Genomic DNA, 21,556 nt, shown 5'->3' with positions numbered 1-21,556 from the left:
TCTGCATTGATAGTATATAGTATGATAATATTTTAAAGCTAAAAATGGTTTTTACATCAATACATAGATTAAAAAAATAACAATAAGGATCAAGAATGAAAAAAATTGGTTTGAGCTTGTGTTTGGTTTTTAGCTTGGGTTTTTTAAAAGCCCATGAAGTGAGTGCTGAAGAGATTGCGGATATTTTCTACAAACTCAACGCCAAAGAGCCTAAAATGAAAATCAACCACACTAAGGGGTTTTGCGCTAAAGGCGTGTTCCTCCCTAACCCGCAAGCAAGAAAGGATTTAGATGTGCCATTACTCAATGAAAAAGAAATCCCTGCGTCTGTAAGGTATTCTTTAGGAGGCGTGGCGATGGACGATAAAAGCAAAGTTAGGGGAATGGCGTTAAAATTAGAAAATCAAAACGCCAGCTGGACAATGGTGATGCTCAATACAGAAATCAATTTTGCCAAAAACCCTAACGAATTTGCCCAATTCTTTGAGATGAGAATCCCTAAAAATGGCAAGGTAGATGAAGCAAGAATCAAAAAGCTTTATGAAGAAGTCCCCTCTTATAGGAATTTTGCCGCCTATATGAAAACGATAGGGATTAGCTCAAGCGTGGCTAACACGCCTTATTATAGCGTGCATGCGTTCAAGTTTAAAGATAAGAAAGAAAAATTATTGCCTGCGAGATGGAAATTTGTGCCTAAAGACGGCATCAAGTATCTTAACCCCCAAGAATTAAAGCAAAAAGATTCAAATTATCTGCTTTCTTCATTCCAACAACACCTTAAAAATAAGCCCATAGAATACCAAATGTATCTGGTTTTTGCGAATAAAAATGATGCCACCAACGACACGACCGCGCTTTGGAAAGGCAAACACAAGGAATTACTGGTAGGGACATTGAAAGTTGAAAAATACGAAGGAATGGGTTGCAATAAAGATGTGTATTTCCCAGCCGATCTCCCTAAAGGCGTAGAAACCCCTACTGATCCCTTATTCCAAATCAGGAATGAAGTTTATGGAATCACTTTTAGTAGGAGGCAATAAAAAGGCTAAGGCAAATCAAAGTATAAGTTGATTGAAAAAATGCGTTTTTATGGGTTTAGGGGAGTGGGATTTTTGTTTAAAGCTTTTGAGCGCTCCCACTAAAACACTTCTTCTCTTATTTGAGGCACACACACTCACGCTGGATGTTGGGCAAAAAATAACAAACATTCAATCCACCTACCACATTTTAATGCTATTATCTTGTATTTTGTTTAGGCCGTATTATGGTTTTTATGAAAGCGGCTTATTTAGGTATTTCTGTAATTTTGTAATCAAAAAAGTTTTGCGAAATATTAAAAACGCTCTGCCCTTCCATTTGTTGGCGGGTTATCCAATTCAAATCATTGTCTTTGATTTTAGAAATTTCTACGCACGCTACTTGCCCGTTAAACAGATCAAAATGCACCACAATAGTAGGAATTTTATCCGTTATCAAACGCCTTTTAGCTTCTATAACTTTATGTTCTTTAATATCATTGATCCCTTGAAACCCGCTTTGAACTTCTAGCAATAAATGATTGTCTAACAAAAAATCGGCTTTAGGACTTCTTTTAAAGCTTTCTATGCTCTCAAAATTATCCCCACCAAAAAATTTGATGGTTTCTTTTTGTGTGCCAAAAAGACAAGCGATAAAACCCTTAAAAAACTCCGCTACTAAAAACCCATGTATCCAAGAAAAACACACCTCTTCAGGTCTTCTGCCTTGATTATTCAGCTTATAAATAATATGAGTATCCACTATCTTTGAAAACACTCGCTCTATGGAGTTTTTAAAAAAGCATTCCAATTCATACTCATTATATCTAAAACAATAAACACTATTGATAGCGCTAAAAATTTCAATAAGCCTTTTTTTGAGCGCGTTTAAATAATTGAAATCAACGCAAGGTTGTATGTCTTTAGCGCCTAAAAATTCCTTAAACGCATTTTGAGAATTAAAACCCAATAAATTTCTATAACCTTTAAAATCGTTATTATCAAACATTTTTACCCCTTTAAAAAATCAAAGACAGCATGAGCGAGCGCTGCACTCAATAAAGGCGGCACGGCATTGCCAATTTGCAATCTTTTAGCGCTAGCGCTCCCACAGAATTTATAATCATCAGGAAAGCTTTGCAATCTTGCTCCCTCTCTAATGCTTAACGCTCTAGAGTCTCTTGGATGGATACACCTAGAACTGCTTGGGGTAGAAAAATTTCTTGTAATGGTGGGGGCTGGTTTTTCCCACCACATTTTGGCATAGGTATTAATATAACCACTTTTGGGGCGTAAACTTTCTGGCAAATCGTCTTTACTCTGTCCGTCTTTTAGCGTTTGCATGATTTTTATCAGTTTTTCATTGTTTTTAGGACTGCTATGCTCGCTTAATTCTTTAGAATTTCGCACAAATTCCAAAAAAACATTATCCGCATTTTTAAGATAACCTAAAGCATCACCATTTTCACCGCTTTGAATGGGCGGTAAATCCCCTAAAGCATCTTTTAGAGAAAAATGCGTTTTTATGGGTTTAGGGAAGTGGAATTTTTGTTTAAAACTTTTGAGCGCACCCACTAAAATCACTCGCTCTCTTATTTGAGGCACACCATAATCTAGGGCGTTTAAAATGGCATGCTCTAAAATATAACCTCTCTCTTTAAAAGCGTTACAAATTTGTTGGAACAATTGCCCTTTTTGCATAGACATTAAACCCACCACATTTTCAAAAACAAATATTTTTGGTTTCACTAAATCTAAAAGCCGCAAATATTCTTTAAACAAATTCGCTTTTTCATCCATTTTTCTTTTGCCAAGCGTAGAATAGCTCTGGCATGGTGGTCCGCCTAGTAGAATGTCAATTGGAACGCGTGGCAAGTTGTGGTAATGAAGTTGTGCAATATCGCATAAAATGGTTTGCGTCTCTTTATGGTTAGCTTGATAGCTTAAAATAGCGTCTTTGTCTATATCGTTGGCCCATATTAATTCAAAATGAGGATGCACAGAAAAGCCATAACTCAACCCTCCAGCACCACAAAAAATATCGGCTACTTTATACAAGTTTTATTTTTTCGCCCTTTTCCTCATGTTGGGGTCTAAAATCTTTTTTCTGATCCTTAAATTCAAGGGGGTAACTTCTAAAATCTCATCTTCTTCAATCCACTCTAACGCTCTTTCTAACACCATAGTCCTAGGCGGGGTGAGTTTGATCGCATCATCGCTCCCGCTCGCTCTCATGTTGGTTAAATGTTTGGATTTAATGGGATTGACATCTAAATCATTATCCCGGCTGTGCTCGCCAATGACCATGCCCACATAAACCTTAGTTTGGGGGTTGATAAAAAGCGTGCCTCTTTCTTGGATATTGAATAGCGAAAAAGCGGTCGCTTCGCCATTTTCCATGCTGATTAGCGCCCCATTTTTGCGCGATTCCACGCTCCCGCTAAAAGGGCGGAATTCCAAAAAGCTATGATTCATCACGCCTTCGCCCTTAGTGTCGGTTAAAAACTCGCTCCTATAGCCGATAAGCCCTCTTGCAGGGATTTCAAATTCTAATCTTGTATAGCCGTCGCTCATAGGATTCATCGCTTTCATCTCGGCTTTTCTTTTGCCTAATCTCTCAATGATAGCCCCGCTAAAATCTTGAGGCGTGTCAATCACTAAATGCTCAAAAGGCTCGCATTTAACGCCATTTTCTTCTTTAATGATGACTTCAGGGCGTGAAATGCTAAACTCAAACCCTTCACGACGCAAGTTTTCAGCTAAAATAGTGATTTGCAATTCCCCACGCCCGCTCACTTTAAACTTGCCTTCGCCCATTTCTTCGCATTTCATAGCGATATTGGTTTGCATTTCTTTTAAGAGCCTATCTTTCAATTTATTGGCAGTAACATGCTTTCCTTCTAACCCAGCTAAGGGCGAATCATTGACAGCGAAATACACGCTCATCGTAGGCTCTTCTAAATGCATGGGATCTAAAGGCATGGGGTTAGCAGGATCAACGACGCTATCGCCCACATCCATTGCGTTAAAGCCGGCAATCGCTACAATATCGCCCGCATAAGCGTTTTCAATCTCAGTCCTAGCCAGCCCTAAAAAGCCTATAAGCTTAGTGATACGGCCATTTTCTTTACTCCCATCGCTTTTCATCAACAGCACGCTTTCATTCTTTTTAACCGAGCCATTAAACACTCTAGCGATACCGATTTTGCCCACATAATTGTCATAATCAAGCGTAAAAATTTGCATTTGCAAAGGCTCATCAACGCTCCCGCTAGGGCTTGGCACATGCTCTAAAATCGTTTCAAACAAAGGCTCTAAATTTTTCTTTTCATCGTCTAAACTTTTCATCGCATAGCCATCTCTAGCAGCAGCATACACCACAGGGAAATCCAATTGCTTATCGCTAGCCCCCATCGCTACGAACAAGTCAAAAACTTCATCCACCACTCTATCTGGTTCAGCGGCAGGCTTATCAATTTTATTCACCACCACAATAGGACAAATCCCAAAACTCAAAGCCTTTTTAACCACGAATTTAGTTTGAGGCATGACCCCTTCTTGCGCATCCACTAGGAGAAGCACCCCATCCACCATTTTTAAAACGCGCTCCACTTCGCCCCCAAAATCAGCATGCCCGGGAGTGTCAATGATATTGATTTTAGTGTCTTTGTAATAAATAGCGGTGTTTTTAGACAGGATAGTGATCCCTCTTTCTCTTTCTAAATCATTGCTATCCATCACCCTTTCATCCACTTTTTCCCTCTCACTAAATGTGCCAGATTGAGAAAGTAAGCCATCTACTAAAGTGGTTTTCCCATGATCAACATGCGCGATTACAGCGATATTTCTAATATTTTTCATGAATGTCCTAACAAGCAAAATTGAAATTAGAAGTATAACACAATATTATAATAGCCCCAAATGGCGGAATTTTTTGGCTAAATCCTGTTCTATGGAATGGCTTTTATGGGCTTTTAGAAAATTTTCATTCTCACCATTAGGTGGCATGAAATCGTCATTATCCCTATAAAAAAAGATAAAATAATTTTTCTTTAGATAGTAAGCCAAATGGATCAAAAACGAATCCCCCCCTATATACAAATCGCTTTCTAAAATCAGGTTTTTAACTTCTTCTAAACTGGTTTTAGCGCGATAATGAGTAACTTCATCTTGTAAAAAAGCGTATCGTTCTTCAAAATCTAAAAGCGTAACACAAAAGGGTTTTAAAAGTTTTAAAACGATTTTTAAATGCTCTAAAGGGATACTTCGGTCTATGGATCTTGTGAAAGGGTTGATCAAAATCTTTTTGGGGTTTTTTAAATTCATGGGATATGAGGGGTTATCAAAAACATGCCCATAAATTTGAGAAAACAACTCCTGGCGGTTTTGATAAACATTTTTAATTTCTTTATTTGGAGTGGTTATGGAAACAAATTTGGCTAAAAGAAAACTTCTAAAATCCTGTTTTTCTAAAATCAAATGTTTGATTTTGTGCTTCTTAAGCGCTTTTAACAACCATAAAAAATCCTTCATCGACCAAAAAACGCCTTGTTTTTTAAGGTCATAAAAAGCAGGGACATTTTCAAAAAGAGGGATGATTTCAAAATGTTTTTCGCATTCTAAAAGCCTGGCGATTTTTAAAGTCAAATGAGTGCCTAGGATTTTAAGGGGTTGTTGCTGCTTGGAAGCGATTCCTTTTAAAAGGCTAAGCGTGATGAGGTTATCCCCTAAAGCCAAAAGACAAGCGATGTGCATGGTTTTTCCTGATTGTAAAATGTTTAGGGTCTTTTTTTTCTATCCCTAAATTTTTTAAATAAAATTTTTCATCAAAACTATTGTTGATAAATTGCGCAAATAGGGGCAAACATTCCAAATCTTTTCTTAAGATTTTATGCGTTTTAAAAAGCGATTCAAAAATAAATTGCATTAAATCGCTGTTTAACAATTCTTTTAACGCATGAGCGTTGATAGGGAAATTTTCTTTTAAAACAAACATGTTCGCGCTGTTTAAAAAAAGGCGTTGCTCATTGTCATAGAAAAAGACAAGCTTTGAAGAAATGAATTTATACACGATTTTTTCTCTAGCCTGATAAAGACTTAAGGGAGCAACTTGTTGGCAGTCTTTTAAATCAGCGTTAATGAATTGGCTAGGGGCTTTTAATCTGTCTTTTAAAATATCTGAACCCCTAAAAATAGGAATGGTATTTTTTTCTTGCTTGGAGTGTAATCTTTCTTTATTGTTGCCTGTAACAATCCCTAAAGCAAAATGAGCGTTATTTTTTAAAGTGATATGGGGAATGGAAAAAAGGTGGTCTAAAATTTTATTTTTTTGGTGAGAGCAATGGATATTAAAAATCTTTTTAGGGTTGTTGAAAAAAGAAGAGGGTGAGCGTTTGAATAGTTTATTTTGATAAAAGCATGAGATTTTTTGATCCTTATTAGGGATTTTTTTAAGCACCAAACCCACAGCCCTAGTCATTAGGGTTTTAAAGGGTTTGTCAAAATCAATCAGGCTTCTAATTTGAAACTTTAAAGCCATTTCTCGCATTTTGCTAAACGCATCAATATTCAAACAACTTTCGGGTAATAATAGCCCCAAATGAGCGTTTTCTTTTAAGCAATTCACACTCGCTATAAAAAAGAGCGACGCGCTATCTAGGCTTTGAGAGAGGTTGAATTGCTGTTTGAAAGTTTCTTTTTGGTTTTGGTTGTATTTCTTACCCCATGGCGGGTTAGTGAAAATGCAATCAAATTGTGGGGTGTGTTTTAAACTTAAAAAATCTTTTTGCACAATATTAGGGCAATCTAAACGATAACGCTCTTTAATACGCTTTTTAGTCAAAGCGACAGCAAAGGCGTCCGTATCATAGCCATAGATATTTTCAACCTTAAAACCCAGTTTTAAAGCATGCATGATAAAATTCCCGCTCCCCACAGCCGGATCGCAAAAAGTCGCTTGAGAAGCATCAAAATCTTTAGGGAGAGTGAAAAGTTGCTCTACTATCCTATTAGGAGTGTAGTAAATGCCTTCTAAATTTTTGGTGGTGTTAGAAAGTTCTTCTTCATAATAAGAACCCAACTTTTCTAAATCAGAGCTATTTTCTAATATTTTTAGGTATTTTAAAATCAATTCTTGATGGTTATGCGTGCCTTTTAAGGATTTGTTAGCGTATTTGTTGAGTTTGTTTTTCCCTAAATGGTTGCGGCAAAAATCTAAAAAAGAACTCGTTTTCACATAAATTTTATGATCAATCTCTAGTTTCTCTAAAAGATTGGTTTTGATCCAATTATGCACGCTGCTATGAGAAACATTGATTAAATGAGCGATTTCTTCAATCAAAAGAGCGTTTGAAGGCATTTTCCCCCCTAAAAACTATAAACATAACTCACATTAAACATGACAAGGCGTTTGAAAAAGAGGGAAGCGTTTAACCCTTTGCCATGCGTTTCATAAAAGGAATTGACTGCTAAAGGGATTTTCAAGCCCATTTCAAAGCCATTGTGCCTATTAACATTCACACGAACCCCAAAATTCAAAGGGATTTGAAAAAAACTCGTGTGCATTTTAGCTTGATAACCCGTCAAATAATTGTTGATAAAATCCCTTTGACTCACCCACATGCCTAAACCACTCCCTACCCACGAACTCCCCGCTAAAGCAAAGCCTATATAAAAACCCACGCTCGAATGTTTTTTTGCGTTATCAATGAAATTATAAAGATAGTCTATTCCAAGCCCATAGAGATGGTTATTCATTTTGCCTAAACCATCAAAGCCATTACCCACAAAACCAAAATTAGTGTAACCATAGTCATAGAACAGGTAATAGCGAAACCCTTGATTTTTTTTCTTGCTAAAGAAATGCTTATACCCTACGCTCAAACTCACCCCATACATGCTTGAAATGTTTTTAGAATAAGAGCTAGGATCCAGCGCGTTCAAAGAATTTGAAATTGCAGCGATCTGAGAAGACAAAGAAGAAAGCATGCGGTTTTGAGATTGAGCGAATTGCAATTCTAAATTTTTTAAGTTTTCTGCTAATTCTAAAGGGTTAGTAATGGGTTCTTGCATTTTTTCCAACGCTTGGGCTAATTGGGGGTTAGATGCAACGCCCCCACTAAGCATGACTATTTTTTCAATGTTTTGAAGGGTGGATTGGAGGTAGTATTGCTCGGCTTGCATTTCAGTGGGGGTTAATTTGGAGTTGTTTTTTAAAGCGTTGTTGATGTAATTAAAGGTGTTTTGCATGTTTGTGATTTCATTTTTAACTTGATTGAGTTTGTAGATTTTGTTTTGAGCGTTAGAAATGATTTGGATGCGTTCTTGATTCAAAAAAGGGTTATTATGCTCAACAGCATGACTAATGGAATATTCAAACCCCACGCTCGCATACGCCCCATTTTCTTCAGCGATACCAAAAGATAAAAATAAAGATAAAGATAAAAAAGAAAATAAGGTTTTTTGAAATTGCATGGGTGATCCTATTAAAAATAATCTCAATGATACACTAATTTTAATAGAAAAAAGTGAAACCATTTTTAAGCCATTTTTGAATACAATAAGAGCATTTTATTTTTAAGGTTAGAACAATGAGTTTGATCGTTACGCGCTTCGCCCCATCACCCACTGGCTATCTCCACATAGGAGGCTTAAGGACAGCCATTTTTAATTATCTTTTTGCACGAGCCAATCAAGGAAAGTTTTTTTTACGCATTGAAGACACGGATTTGAGCCGTAACTCCATAGAAGCGGCTAACGCCATTATAGAGGCTTTCAAATGGGTAGGGCTAGAATACGATGGCGAAATCCTCTACCAATCCAAACGCTTTGAGATTTATAAAGAATATATCCAAAAACTCTTAGACGAAGACAAAGCCTATTATTGCTACATGAGTAAAGATGAGTTGGACGCTTTGAGAGAAGAACAAAAGGCCAGGAAAGAAACCCCACGCTATGACAATCGTTATCGTGATTTTAAAGGCACGCCCCCTAAAGGCATAGAGCCTGTGGTAAGGATTAAAGTCCCCCAAAATGAGATCATTAGTTTTAATGACGGGGTTAAAGGCGAAGTGAAAGTGAACACTAACGAAATAGACGATTTTATTATCGCCAGGAGCGATGGGACGCCCACTTATAATTTTGTGGTTATTGTTGATGACGCTTTAATGGGGATTACTGATGTGATTAGAGGCGATGATCACCTTTCTAACACCCCTAAACAAATCGTTCTCTATAAGGCTTTGAATTTTAAAATCCCTAATTTTTTCCATGTGCCGATGATTTTGAACGAAGAAGGGCAAAAACTAAGCAAACGCCATGGGGCCACTAATGTGATGGATTATCAAGAAAGGGGCTATCTTAAGGAAGCTTTAGTGAATTTTTTAGCGCGTTTGGGGTGGAGCTATCAAGATAAAGAGATTTTTAGCATGCAAGAATTATTGGAATGTTTTGACCCTAAAGATTTAAATTCTTCGCCCAGTTGCTTTAGCTGGCACAAGCTTAATTGGCTCAACGCTCATTATTTGAAAAACCAAAACGCGCAGGAATTATTAGAGCTTTTAAAGCCTTTTAGTTTTAGCGATCTCTCTCATTTAAACCCCGCTCAATTGGATCGCTTGTTGGACGCTCTCAAAGAAAGATCCCAAACCTTAAAAGAATTAGCCCTTAAAATAGATGAGGTTTTAATCGCCCCTGTGGAGTATGAAGAAAAGGTTTTTAAAAAACTCAATCAAGCGCTCGTCATGCCTTTATTAGAAAAATTTAAATTGGAATTAAATACAACCAATTTCAACGATGAAAGCGCGCTAGAAAACGCCATGCATAAAATCATTGAAGAAGAAAAGATTAAAGCGGGTAATTTTATGCAGCCTTTAAGATTAGCCCTTTTGGGTAAGGGGGGCGGGATAGGCCTTAAAGAAGCGCTTTTTATTTTAGGCAAAACAGAGAGCGTCAAAAGAATAGAAGAGTTTTTGAAAAACTAAAAGATTGGCTCTGTTTTCATTGAACGCTAATCATAAAAGAGTTTGATTTTAGCGGTTGTTAAACAACTCCTTTTGAAAAATAAGAGGGTTTTAAGAGAAAATGAAAAAATATTTCTAAAATTTTTTGTTTTGATTGAAATCAAGCTTAAAAGTTGGATTCAGACAATCTTTGGGCAAACTAATCGTTTGAGGAATGACCTCATAATGGCAATAATTTTCATCTTCAAAGAGAGGTTTTATCAACAAGCGGTTTGAAAAAAGCCGATTTTCTTGATTAGGATCAATAACACCATTGTTTAAAAAGAGGAAAGTTTGCGCGAGTTTGGTTATTTCGTTTGGGTTATGACTGACTAATAGCACGCTTAAATTTTCACGCTTGATAAAATCAAGCAAACCTTGTTGCACTTCGTTTTTTAAGGCGTTATCTAGGGCGTTTAAAGGCTCATCTAAAAGCAATAAATTCTTGGCTGCGATCAAAGCTCTTGCTAAAGCGACTCGTTGGGCTTGTCCGCCAGAGAGTTGAAGAATTTTTTGCTGGCTTAGATTTTCTAAACGCATTAAGCGTAACACTTCGTGGATTTTATTTGTATCTTTAGGGTGAGCAAAGGCAATGTTTTGATACACATTTAAATGAGGGAATAGGGCGTAATCTTGAAACACAAAGCCGATTTTTCGTTGTTGTGGTTTTAAAAAAATTTTTTTTTGAGTGTCTAGCCACACTGAACGATTGACTTCAATATAGCCGCTATTCACCGCTTCAAGCCCCGCTAAAATGCGTAAAATCGTGCTTTTACCCGCTCCCGATTCTCCTAATAAAGCGACAACTTCTGCTTCTTTAATTTCTAAGTCTATATTCAAATCAAACGCACCCCTAGATCCTAAAAGGCGTTTTTTAAACCGCGCTTTTATCATAAAAACGAGCTTTGTTTTTTATTCAAAAATAGGGTAACAAATAAGAGGCTAAAACTGATAAGCGTGAGCGTTAAGGCGTATTGGTGGGCTTTAGAATAATTGAGCGCTTCAGCTTCGTTAAAAATCGCAATGCTAGCCACTCTTGTTTCCCCTAATATATCACCCCCAAGCATCATCACCACGCCAAATTCGCCTATAGTGTGCGTAAAAGTTGTAATGATAGCCATCAATACACTGGGTTTGATGTTAGGGAGTAGGACGAAAAAAAGGGTGTAGTATTCTCCCTTACCCAAGCTATAACTGGCTTCTTTTAAAGAAGCGGGCAAGGAAATTAACGCGCTTTTAATGGGGCTTACCATAAAGGGCAAGGAAAAAATCACGCTCCCTAAAATAAGCCCTTGAAAACTAAAAACAAGTTTCACATTTAACATATCTTGTAAAAACGCTCCCAAAAAAGAAGAAGGCGAAAAGATTAAAAGAAGATAAAACCCTAGCACGCTTGGGGGTAAAACTAAAGGCATATACACAAGCGTTTCTGTTAAGCTCGTTAAAAGATTGCGTTTAAGGCTTAAAAAATAGCCCAAAAAAATCCCTATAGGGAGTAAAATAAGGGTGGTAATCAAAGCTAAAGAAAAGCTCAAACGCATGGTAATCAAAAACTCATGATCCATTGTTCGCCTTTTTTATGCGTTTCAATCCACGATATAGCCGTATTCTTTAAAGATAGCTCTGGCTTTAGGGCTGAATAAAAAATCTTTAAAAACTTTGGCTAAAGGGTTATTAGCCCCATTTTTAGTGGTAATCAAGGCTTGTTCAATAGGGTTATAAAGGGCTTTATCAATGATGAAATAAGAGAGGTTTTTATCTTTTTTATCCATCAAGGATAACGCTCCAAAGCCTATTTGAGCGTTTTTAGTGGCGATGAATTGATGGGCTTGAGAAATAGAAGCGCCATAAATGATTTTAGATTTAAGACTGGAAGTGAGTTTTAAATTCTCTAAGACTTCCATGCTGGCTTTTCCATAAGGGGCTAGTTTAGGATTAGCCATAGCGATACGCTTGATTTTAGGGTCTTTAAGAATTTCTAAAGAATGTATTTTTAGATTTTCGCTCCATAAAACCAACACGCCTTTAGCATAGACTTCTTCTTTAAAAGGGGTTATTTTTTCATCATAAAGCTTTTTAGGCCTGGCAACATCTGCTGAAATGAATAAATCAAAAGGGGCGTTTTGAGCGATTTGAGCGTAGAGTTTGCCTGAAGAATTAAAACTAATTCTAATAGCGTCTTTTGGGTGTTCTTTTTGAAATTCTTTAACAAGGGCTTTTAAAGCGCGTGTGAGATTAGCAGCAGCAGCGATTTTTAAATCCTGTGCCAACAGAGCGCTTGAAAAAAATACGATTAACAAGGCAAACGCTTTGAAAGTATTTTTCATAGAACTCCCTTTTATTAAATTGAAGTTGGTGATTATACCTATTTGTATCTTAAAAATTTGTATTTTAAAAGTTTGAGGTGGTTTTGTAGGTGTATCCCACTTATCCATGATTTAATCAATATTTTCACTCTAAAACCCTCATCTTTGACAAAAAATTAAATCTTTTAGAAAAATAACCGATTTTAGGGTGTAACTTTAATTCAACAAGAAGGATTTATTATGATTAAAAGAATTGCTTGTATTTTAAGCTTGAGCACGAGTTTAGCGCTAGCTGGCGAAGTGAATGGGTTTTTTATGGGTGCGGGTTATCAGCAAGGTCGTTATGGCCCCTATAACAGCAATTACTCTGATTGGCGTCATGGCAATGACCTTTATGGTTTGAATTTCAAATTAGGTTTTGTAGGCTTTGCCAATAAATGGTTTGGGGCTAGGGTGTATGGCTTTTTAGATTGGTTTAACACTTCAGGGACTGAACACACCAAAACCAATTTGCTCACCTATGGTGGCGGTGGCGATTTGATTGTCAATCTCATTCCTTTGGATAAATTCGCTCTAGGTCTCATCGGTGGCGTTCAATTAGCCGGAAACACTTGGATGTTCCCTTATGATGTCAATCAAACGAGATTCCAGTTCTTATGGAATTTAGGCGGAAGAATGCGTGTTGGGGATCGCAGTGCGTTTGAAGCAGGCGTGAAATTCCCTATGGTTAATCAGGGCAGTAAAGATGTAGGGCTTATCCGCTACTATTCTTGGTATGTGGATTATGTCTTCACTTTCTAGTTCATTCTTTCATTCGCTCTTCTTCATCAAATCAAACCCTAGCCAACTCTTAAAAGGTTGGGGTTCAAAAATCTTTTTTATAAATAGAAAGTTTGTTTTAGTGCAGTATAATCCTAGCGTTTTAATTTTTATTTTACTCAATAGAGCGTTTGGTGTTGGCGTTTGAATATGGGTTTAGTAAGATCTAAATAATAAATTGCTTATATATATTTTTGATAGATATTATTTTATTCAATAGTGTTATTTAATAGATCAATTTATTAAGATAGTTTCGCTTTTATTTCTTTAAAACAAATTGATTCTACTGGGGAAAGGTTTTTATGGAAAACAGCACACTTTATATTGTTATTGCTGGCTTATGGCTTGCTGTAGGCTTTGGAATCTTTTTAAAGAAATTAGACATGCCTGTTATCATTGGTTACATTTGCACAGGAACGGTCTTAGCGGCTTTTTTTAAAATTAATGATTTTAATTTGTTGTCTGATATTGGTGAATTTGGTATCGTCTTTTTAATGTTTATGATAGGCATTGAGTTTAATTTTGACAAGCTCAAGTCCATCAAACAAGAAGTGCTGGTTTTTGGGCTTTTACAAGTGGTTTTATGCGCTTTAATCGCTTTTTTAGTGGGGTATTTTATTTTGGGTCTTTCACCCATTTTTTCCCTTGTTTTAGGCATGGGGCTTTCGCTCTCTTCAACCGCTATTGTGTTGAAATTCTTTGAAGATTCCAAACAGCTTAGCACGCCCATGGGAAAGAGCGCGGTGGGGATTTTGATTTTCCAAGATATTGCAGCCATTCCCATGCTTTTAATCCTCACTATTCTAGGCAGCAAAGATTCTAATGTCAATTTACTCATTCTTAAAACTTTTATTTCCGCAGGGATTATTTTAGTTCTTTTATTATTGCCTGGAAAAAAAGGGGCTAATCTCATCTTAGAGCAAGCAAAAGACACGCGCTTGCCTGAAATTTTTATAGGCACGATTTTAGTGATTGTTTGCAGCGCGGCAGGGTTGAGCCATTTTTTTGGGTTTTCTATGTCTTTAGGAGCGTTCATTGTGGGCATGGCGATTTCTAAATCGCGCTATAAAATCAATGTCCAAGAAGAATTCGCGCAATTAAAAAACCTCTTCTTAGCCCTTTTTTTCATTACGATAGGGATGCAAATTAATGTGAGTTTCTTTATGGAGAAGTTCTTTGTTGTCATCTTTTTACTCATTTTAGTGATGGGGTTTAAGACGGCTATCATTTATGCGCTTTTGCGTTTTTTTAGAGACGCTAAAACTGCCATAAAAACCGCTCTTTCTTTAGCGCAAATCGGGGAGTTTTCTTTTGTTATCTTTTTAAATTCAGGCTCGCACCAGCTCTTTAATTTGCAAGAAAAAAAAGGGATTCTTGGTTTTTTGCACCAAAAAAATATCTTAAATATCGCTCAAAATGACATCCACCAGCTCCTTATCCTTATGGTGGTCTTTTCTATGTTAGCAACCCCTTTTATTTTAAAATACCTAGAATCTATCGCTCAATTTATTTTGCACCAAAAGAGCCAAGAAAATGAGCCGGCTAAAAAATAATGGCGCAAAAACCAAATGATAAGTTTGCTTGTGTTGTCAGTGTTATGTTAAAATACAAGCATATTTTAACTCCAAATTAATATAAAAAGGGGATTTCATGAAAGAGCAAGAATGGGATTTAAGCGCTTTATTTGAAAATAAAGAAAGTGCAGAAGAATTTTTAAAAACCTTACAAACAGAAGCACAAGAATTTGAGAGCGCTTATCAAAATAACCTTAAGAATTTAGACGCTGCAAAATTTGCCAACACTCTTAAACATTACGAAAATTTGTTAGAAAAAATTTCTAGAGCGATGGCTTACGCTCAATTGCTTTTTGCTAAGAACACTAAAGAAGCGAAGTTTTATTCGCAATGCGAAATGGCTTGCACAAATATCCAACAACACCTTTTATTCTTTGAAATTGAATTTAAGAATTTGGACGCCAAAAAACAACTCGCTTTCATTAAAAAATGCAAAGACCATGCTTTTTATCTAAACAATCTCATAGAAAAGAAAAAGCACACCTTAAATTTAGATGAAGAAAAGATCGCTCTAGCCCTTTCACCTGTGGGAGTGGGTGCGTTTAGCCGTCTTTTTGATGAGCATTTTTCTTCTTTGAAAATCCCTTTTGAAGAGCAAAATTTAAGCGAGGAAGAAATTTTAGCCCTCTTGCACAACCCCAAACGCAAGATCCGTAAAAAATCTCAAAAAGCTTTCAGTAAAGCGTTAGAAAAATCCCGCCCTTTACTCACTTACATTTTAAACATGGTGCGTAAAGACTTGCTTATTGAAACTAGGCTGAGAAAATACGACAAAAAAGAGAGTTTCCGCCACATTGACAACCAGATCTCCCAAGAGAGTGTGGATAGCATGATAGAGATTGTGAACGCTAATTTTTCTTTAGTGCATCGTTACTACCATCAAAAAGCGCAAATTTTAGGGCATAAACTCAAAGATTACGACCGCTACGCTCCTTTAAACGATGAGAGCATCACCATGACTTACTCTCAAGCTTTAGAAGAAGTGCTTAAAACCCTTAAAGCCTTTAGCCCTGAATTTCATAAAATCGCTTCTAAAGCGATTAAAGAAGGCTGGGTGGATTCACACCCTAAAGACTTTAAGCAAGGCGGGGCTTTTAGCCATGGCGCGGTGCCTAGCGCTCACCCTTATGTGTTGTTAAACTACACAGGAAATCGCCGAGACGCTTTCACTATCGCTCATGAATTTGGGCATATGATCCACCAAGAATTGTCCAAAAAACAAGGCGTATTGAACATGGATACGCCCTTAACCACCGCAGAAACCGCTTCTGTCTTTTCTGAAATGCTGTTTTTTGAGCATTTAAAAAAGGGTTTAAAATCTGATGAACTCCTTTTCATGCTGGCCGGCAAATTAGAGGATATTTTTTCTACCCTTTTTAGGCAAGTGGTGATGACGAATTTTGAAAGAAGAATTCATGAAATGGATGAGGAATTAGACACCAAAGATTTTGATCGAATCTGGTTTGAAGAAAATCAAAGAATGTTTGAAAAGAGCGTGAAACTCACTAAAAACTACCATTTGTGGTGGAGCTATATCCCCCATTTTATCCATTCGCCTTTTTATTGCTACGCTTATAGTTACGGGCAGCTTTTGACTTTAGCGCTTTATGGGCTTTATAAAAAAAGCGACGCTAAAGAATTTGTTAAAACTTACATGGAATTTTTGAGCTTAGGAGGGTCAAAAAGCCCTAAAGAATTAGTGTCCATGTTTGGCTTTGATATTGATAGCAAAGAATTTTGGGAAATTGGCATGCAAGAGGTGCGTCATTTGTTGGAAGAATTTGAAAGGTTGCTCGCATGCGAAGAGAATTAAGGCTTTTAAACGACAAGCATTGCATTGAATACTTGCAATTTCTGTCCAAAAACCATTTGAGTTTCAACCTTTTGTGCGAAAGAGATGCGATTGATTTTTCCCCCAAGCTCCCTAAAGAAATCCATGAAAAATTCGGTGCGTTAGTGCTGTTTGTTTTAGCCGGATACACCTTAGAAAGCTTGATGATTGACGCGCAAAGCGTGCAGTTTGAAGCCGGGTTTGGCCCTAATAACATTGTCAGCGTGGTTCAAGTAAAACTTCCTGGCATCATTCAAATCCTTATCAAAGAAAAAAATGAAAATGCCGTTTTATTCAATCGTTGCGATTCGCTTGAATTGTTTCAAAAAGAAGAGCCAATCACACAAGAGCTAAAAAAAGACGAGCGAGAGTCTAAAGAATGGCTGGATTCTAAAGAGGCCCTTTTTTCCAATTCCAAAAACCGCGCGATTTTAGAAAATCTGCACAAAAGCTAAAGGAATCATTGATGAGCGTTTTGAAATTGCATGTAAAGGTCTTTCGTTTTGAAACCAACAAAGATTACAACCCTGCTTATGAGTCTTATTTTTTAGAATACCAAGAAGATCAATACCTTTTGGATCTTTTAAAACAACTCAAAGGCGTGAGCTATAATGAAAATATTGCGCTTAAAATCAACCAAATTGCGGTGTTTGAAGACGCTAAAGTGAGCGATTTGGTGGCGTTTTTTTCTAAAGAATGGGTGCTAGATCCCCTATCCAAACGATACGCTTTAAAAGACTTGATGATTGATGAAAAGGCGGTTTTAAAAAACTATGAAGATTTTTTCAAACAAGTCCCCTACATCACTAAAGGCGAAAAAGAAGAATTAGAAAAGTTTATTCAAATCAATTTTATCAACCCCCAAACCAACCCTAAATATCTGGGCGATGGCTTTTTCTTGTATGTTAAATGGCTGATGAAACGCTACCCCACAGAGCGCAACCGGTTGTTAGAGATGATCTCTCAGCCTGAAAGCGGCGTGATGAATTTTTTAAGCGTAGCGCATTATCTCTATAAAAACGATGACAACATTGACCATGAAATCTATGAATTGCAAGAAATCCTAACCAATTCCAAAATCAAGCCATGGAAAGATTTTTCTAAAAACCTTTTAAGCCTTTTTCAATACAACTCTAACCCCCCTAAAACGCCTAACCCCCCTAAAACTTGCACGCTCTTTAACGCTTATGCGAAACATTTAGATGCGCAATCGCTTCTCAAAAGCGCTAAGCTCTATTTAGAAAAAATGGGGCAAAAAATCATTGATCTGCCTTTTTGTTATGATGGAGGCTATTATGGGAAGATTATAAGCACGCACGATTTCCTTACCGCTTCTGCATATAATCTGGCTCTGGCCAAAGCCAATGGCGTTTCGCTCATTTTTTGCGAAGAAGATGCGTATTTGAATATCTTGCATGCTAAAGAAGTTTTAGACAACAACCCTGAAATCATCAACTCCGTCAATGAAAAATTAAAAAAATACCAGCTCGTTTATGAAAAAGATATTGAGGTAGCCTATCTTAATGAATGGGTTAATGAATTTTTGGCATGGGAATTGAAAAGCCCTTTTGATGCGTTTTTAGGGGCTGAATTTTCTCGCATCAAACGAAGCGATCATTTTTTCAATAAAATCCATTTAAAAGCCCCCCATTTTTTAGAATCTTTTCAAAATTACGCCCCCCTTTTAGAAGTTAATGAAACAAGTGGCTTACTCCAGTGCGCGCATTTACGCTATTTGGGGATTGATTTGGGGGCGGATTTTTTAATCGTGCATTCTTTAGGGCTTTTTCACGCTTTTGAAAATTTAAGTTTAAAAGCTTCAAAAGTTTATAAAAGAGATAATGACAACACCCCCACTTTGTTTTTACCTCAAATCGCACTAATGGCTATGGGGGAAAAAAACACGCAAGCTTTAGGGCTTGATACGCATTATCATCAAGTTACTTTCATTTAAGATGAACGCTTTTTTAAAACTCGCGCTCGCTTCTTTGATGGGGGGGCTTTGGTATGCTTTCAATGGCGAAGGCTCTGAGATTGTCGCCATGGGGATTTTTGTGTTGATTTTGTTTGTTTTTTTCATCCGCCCTGTGAGTTTCCAAGACCCAGAAAAACGAGAAGAATACATAGAACGGCTTAAAAAAAACCATGAGAGGAAAATGATCTTACAAGACAAGCAAAAAGAAGAGCAAATGCGCCTTTATCAAGCCAAAAAAGAGCGAGAGAGCAGGCAAAAACAAGATCTCAAAGAACAGATGAAAAAATACTCATAAAGGAAAAAAATGGAAATCATTTTATTAATTGTTGCGGCGGTTGTGTTGTTTTATTTTTACAACACCCTCAAAGAATATTTGAAAAACCCCCTAAACCCTAAAACCAAAACCGAAGAATACGACTTGAAAAATGACCCCTATTTGTTGGTGCAATCTAGCCCCCTAGACAAATTCAAGCAAACCCAAATTGGCGCGTATATGCGTCTTTTAAAATGTTTAGATATTCAAAAAAACGCTTTGGATAACGCCTTAAGGACGCTTTTTATCAATGAATTAGAGCAGCCCTTAAACAGCGAACAACAAGATTTAGCCAAAGAGCTTCTCAATGAGCCTGTGGATCAAAAAGAAAATTTTGAATCCTTATGCCAAGAAATCGCTGATCACACGCATGGGGAATACGCCAAACGCCTGAAATTAGTGGAATTTCTTATGTTATTAGCCTATACTGATGGGATTTTGGATAGCAAAGAAAAAGAATTGTTTTTAGATGTGGGGGCGTTTTTGCAGATAGACAATCAGGATTTTAACGAGCTTTATGACAATTTTGAACGCTTCAATTCCATAGAAATCCCTATGTCTTTAGAAGAAGCAAAAAATCTTTTTGAAATCCAAACCCACACCACCAAGCAAGATTTAGAAAAAAAAGCCCTGGATTTAAGCGCCCCCTACTACCACAAAATGAATGACAACAAACGCTACAGCGAACAAGATTTTATCTCGTTGAAAAAAATCGCCCTCGCTTCCCAACTTTTAGAAAATGATTTAAAAGACTCCTAAGGGGTCTTATGAAAAAGGCCATTACATGCCCTTTTTAAAAGCCCTAGAATCTTTTGATGCGCCCTTTTTAGAAAAAGAAATTTTAAAGCGTTTTAGGGATAATTTAGTTTTTTTCAAATCTTATAATCCCCATCTTTTTAACGCTCTCAATACGCCTTTTAAAAATTACCAATTGCTTTTTGAAAAAAACCATTTCAATCTCTTACACACACCCACAAACGCTTTAAGCTACCCTAAAAATCAAATGGTAGAAATCGCTTTTAACATGGCTTCTAACCCCCTAAATAATCCCAGATGGTCATTAGACAATAACCACCTCTCTTTAAATTATTTAAAAACTCAAAACAACCCCAAACTCCCCCTAACCCTTAAAGCCACGCATGCGATCTTAAATTTTTTAAATAACCATCAAACGCCTTGCTCTTTAGAGAAACTCTTACCCCCTACCATGATTTATGGCGTTTTAGACGGCTTGTTTTTGGCTATTTTACAGGCTCAAAATTACCGCTTCCATTCGCTTTATTTGTTTGAAGAAAATTTAGATTTGTTTAAAATCAGTTGTTATTTTGCGCGTTATGAAGATTTGATTAAAAAAGGGGCTAAACTCTTTATTCAAGGGTTTTTTAACCCTAATGAATTGAAAATGGATTTTTTGAAACGCCCTATCACGCATTCTTTTTTAAAATTAGAAATCATGCCCTATAAAAGCGCTTTTAATTCGCGCATGCGAGAAAACATTCAAAGCTATTACAAACAAGCTTTAAGGGGTTGGGGGAGTTTTGAAGATGAATTGCTAGGGTTAAAGAACACGCTCAAAAACTTACCCTTATACAAAACCCTAAAGATTAAACCTAAAAAGATTAACGCTCCCATTTGCGTGGTGGGTAATGGGCCAAGCCTGGATTTATTGTTAGATTTTTTAAAAGAAAATGAAGATCATTTCATCATTTTTTCATGCGGAACCGCTTTAAAGCCTTTAAAAGCGCATGGCGTTAAAGTGGATTTTCAAATAGAAGTGGAGCGCATTGATTATCTTAAGGAAGTTTTAGAAAAAGCCCCCCTAAAAGACACCCCCTTAATAGGGGCTAACATGCTCAATCCTAACGCTTTTAATACAGCCAAAGAAGCGTTAATGTTTATGCGTGGGGGGAGCGCTTGTGCGTATATAAGCCCTTTAAATATAGAATACGCAGCGCCTTTTGTGGGCAATGCTGGGGTGGCTTTAGCGAGTTTGATGAGCGATGAAATTTATCTGTGTGCTTTAGATTGCGCTTATATCAAAGGGTTTAAAAAGCACGCTCAAAATTCCTATTATGAAAATGAAAAAGAAATTGACCCTTCGTCTTTAATCAGCGTAGAGGGTAATTTTAAAGGTTATGAAACTTTTAGCGACTCGCTTTTTTTGCTCTCTAAAGAAAGGATTGAAGAAGCCCTTAATTATTACCAGCCTAAAAAAGTCTATAATCTGAGTTATGGGGCTAAAATCAAGCATGCCGTTAGCCTCAATCATTCTCAAGTAAAATTGAAACATTCCAACAAACAAGAAGCTATCGCTCGCATTAAAAGCATGTTTAGCCCTAAAAGTCATCATGCTAAGGATTTAAAAAATTTGCAAAAAAATCTGATCAGTTTTAAAGAGGATTTTTTCATGCGTTTAAACACGCCTTGCAAAACCAAGCAAGAAATATTTGAATGGGTGGATAGCTTGAACGGATTTTGCCAAACAACAAGCGCTAAAACCCCCACTATAGGCATTTTATTTGAAGGGAGTATCGCTCATATCTTACAAAGCGTATTAATCGTTTCATTGCATCTTAACGAAAATGAGCTTACGCATTTTACCAAATTCTCTCAAAACGCCTTAAAACAATTCCTTAAAAAAGCTTGTTTGTTATTGCAAATGCGACTCAAACAACCATGATTTTTATTTTTACATTATAATAACAACCTTAAATCAAAGGGGT

The 21,556-nt window shown here is 36.8% G+C and carries 19 protein-coding genes and 2 pseudogenes; 12 read left to right on the top strand and 9 right to left on the bottom strand.

The window, feature by feature from the left end; genetic code table 11:
- Nucleotides 1-95 precede the first annotated feature (95 nt).
- Entirely contained in the window at nucleotides 96-1,040 is a 945-nt protein-coding gene (locus HG567_RS02180) for a catalase family peroxidase (protein ID WP_202163914.1), read from the top strand.
- 231 nt (nucleotides 1,041-1,271) lie between these two features.
- Here HG567_RS02180 and HG567_RS02175 read toward each other — a convergent pair.
- The 6 genes and pseudogenes from HG567_RS02175 to hopJ form a co-directional block, all read right to left on the bottom strand.
- Nucleotides 1,272-2,025: pseudogene (locus HG567_RS02175) on the bottom strand (restriction endonuclease).
- Nucleotides 2,026-2,027: 2 nt separating this feature from the next.
- Nucleotides 2,028-3,074: a DNA cytosine methyltransferase gene (locus HG567_RS02170; RefSeq protein WP_202163913.1), complete on the bottom strand. Its 1,047-nt coding sequence runs from the start codon at nucleotides 3,072-3,074 to the stop codon at nucleotides 2,028-2,030.
- A 3-nt stretch (nucleotides 3,075-3,077) separates the two neighbouring features.
- Nucleotides 3,078-4,877, bottom strand: coding sequence for a translational GTPase TypA (gene typA / locus HG567_RS02165; protein ID WP_000790221.1), 1,800 nt, complete (start codon nucleotides 4,875-4,877; stop codon nucleotides 3,078-3,080).
- Nucleotides 4,878-4,922: 45 nt separating this feature from the next.
- Entirely contained in the window at nucleotides 4,923-5,771 is an 849-nt protein-coding gene (locus tag HG567_RS02160; RefSeq protein ID WP_202163912.1) for a glycosyltransferase family 9 protein, read from the bottom strand.
- On the bottom strand, nucleotides 5,737-7,374 hold the full coding sequence (locus HG567_RS02155; RefSeq protein WP_202163911.1) for a class I SAM-dependent methyltransferase: 1,638 nt from the start codon (nucleotides 7,372-7,374) through the stop codon (nucleotides 5,737-5,739). The genes HG567_RS02160 and HG567_RS02155 overlap by 35 nt, the downstream gene beginning before the upstream one ends.
- An 8-nt stretch (nucleotides 7,375-7,382) precedes the next feature.
- Entirely contained in the window at nucleotides 7,383-8,489 is a 1,107-nt protein-coding gene (gene hopJ / locus HG567_RS02150; protein ID WP_202163910.1) for a Hop family outer membrane protein HopJ/HopK, read from the bottom strand.
- A 116-nt stretch (nucleotides 8,490-8,605) separates the two neighbouring features.
- Between hopJ and gltX the strand changes: the two genes are divergently transcribed.
- Nucleotides 8,606-9,997, top strand: coding sequence for a glutamate--tRNA ligase (gltX, locus tag HG567_RS02145; protein ID WP_202140000.1), 1,392 nt, complete (start codon nucleotides 8,606-8,608; stop codon nucleotides 9,995-9,997).
- A gap of 114 nt (nucleotides 9,998-10,111) precedes the next feature.
- Here gltX and HG567_RS02140 read toward each other — a convergent pair whose 3' ends face one another.
- The 3 genes from HG567_RS02140 to modA are packed head-to-tail and all read right to left on the bottom strand — an operon-like array spanning nucleotide 10,112 to nucleotide 12,342.
- Nucleotides 10,112-10,909, bottom strand: a complete 798-nt coding sequence (locus HG567_RS02140; protein WP_202163909.1) for an ATP-binding cassette domain-containing protein — start codon at nucleotides 10,907-10,909, stop codon at nucleotides 10,112-10,114.
- On the bottom strand, nucleotides 10,906-11,580 hold the full coding sequence (modB, locus tag HG567_RS02135) for a molybdate ABC transporter permease subunit (RefSeq protein WP_202163908.1): 675 nt from the start codon (nucleotides 11,578-11,580) through the stop codon (nucleotides 10,906-10,908). The genes HG567_RS02140 and modB overlap by 4 nt, the downstream gene beginning before the upstream one ends.
- Nucleotides 11,581-11,601: 21 nt before the next feature.
- Nucleotides 11,602-12,342, bottom strand: a complete 741-nt coding sequence (gene modA, locus HG567_RS02130; protein ID WP_202139997.1) for a molybdate ABC transporter substrate-binding protein — start codon at nucleotides 12,340-12,342, stop codon at nucleotides 11,602-11,604.
- A 42-nt stretch (nucleotides 12,343-12,384) separates the two neighbouring features.
- Here modA and HG567_RS07930 point away from each other — a divergent pair.
- From HG567_RS07930 to HG567_RS02090, 10 genes and pseudogenes are all read left to right on the top strand, one after another.
- A pseudogene (locus HG567_RS07930) lies at nucleotides 12,385-12,518 on the top strand (orotate phosphoribosyltransferase).
- Between the two features lie 43 nt (nucleotides 12,519-12,561).
- Complete coding sequence (locus tag HG567_RS02125; protein ID WP_000595790.1) at nucleotides 12,562-13,122, top strand: outer membrane beta-barrel protein; 561 nt, start codon at nucleotides 12,562-12,564, stop codon at nucleotides 13,120-13,122.
- Nucleotides 13,106-13,288 (top strand): hypothetical protein, encoded by a 183-nt coding sequence (locus HG567_RS07750; protein ID WP_237393068.1) that lies wholly within the window; start codon nucleotides 13,106-13,108, stop codon nucleotides 13,286-13,288. The genes HG567_RS02125 and HG567_RS07750 overlap by 17 nt, the downstream gene beginning before the upstream one ends.
- Nucleotides 13,289-13,442: 154 nt before the next feature.
- Nucleotides 13,443-14,693 carry a cation:proton antiporter gene (locus HG567_RS02120; RefSeq protein WP_000431989.1) on the top strand — a complete coding sequence of 417 codons (1,251 nt, stop codon included), beginning with the start codon at nucleotides 13,443-13,445 and terminating at the stop codon, nucleotides 14,691-14,693.
- 97 nt (nucleotides 14,694-14,790) lie between these two features.
- A complete protein-coding gene (locus tag HG567_RS02115) occupies nucleotides 14,791-16,527 on the top strand; it encodes a M3 family oligoendopeptidase (RefSeq protein ID WP_202163907.1) in 1,737 nt (578 codons plus the stop codon).
- Complete coding sequence (locus HG567_RS02110; protein ID WP_202163906.1) at nucleotides 16,512-17,000, top strand: hypothetical protein; 489 nt, start codon at nucleotides 16,512-16,514, stop codon at nucleotides 16,998-17,000. The genes HG567_RS02115 and HG567_RS02110 overlap by 16 nt, the downstream gene beginning before the upstream one ends.
- Before the next feature lie 11 nt (nucleotides 17,001-17,011).
- The gene (locus tag HG567_RS02105; protein ID WP_202163905.1) at nucleotides 17,012-18,499 is read left to right on the top strand and encodes a DUF5644 domain-containing protein; all 1,488 of its coding nucleotides are present in this window, start codon (nucleotides 17,012-17,014) and stop codon (nucleotides 18,497-18,499) included.
- 1 nt (nucleotide 18,500) lies between these two features.
- A complete protein-coding gene (locus HG567_RS02100; RefSeq protein ID WP_001916016.1) occupies nucleotides 18,501-18,815 on the top strand; it encodes a hypothetical protein in 315 nt (104 codons plus the stop codon).
- A 9-nt stretch (nucleotides 18,816-18,824) separates the two neighbouring features.
- Entirely contained in the window at nucleotides 18,825-19,592 is a 768-nt protein-coding gene (locus HG567_RS02095; protein ID WP_202139993.1) for a TerB family tellurite resistance protein, read from the top strand.
- A gap of 25 nt (nucleotides 19,593-19,617) precedes the next feature.
- Nucleotides 19,618-21,513 (top strand): motility associated factor glycosyltransferase family protein, encoded by a 1,896-nt coding sequence (locus HG567_RS02090; RefSeq protein WP_202139992.1) that lies wholly within the window; start codon nucleotides 19,618-19,620, stop codon nucleotides 21,511-21,513.
- Nucleotides 21,514-21,556 lie beyond the last annotated feature (43 nt).

Origin of the sequence: Helicobacter pylori, assembly GCF_016755635.1 — a bacterium.
Lineage (GTDB): Bacteria > Campylobacterota > Campylobacteria > Campylobacterales > Helicobacteraceae > Helicobacter > Helicobacter pylori_CQ.
The sequence above is the reverse complement of the archived record's forward strand: the minus strand, read 5'-3'. Positions and strand labels throughout refer to the sequence as shown.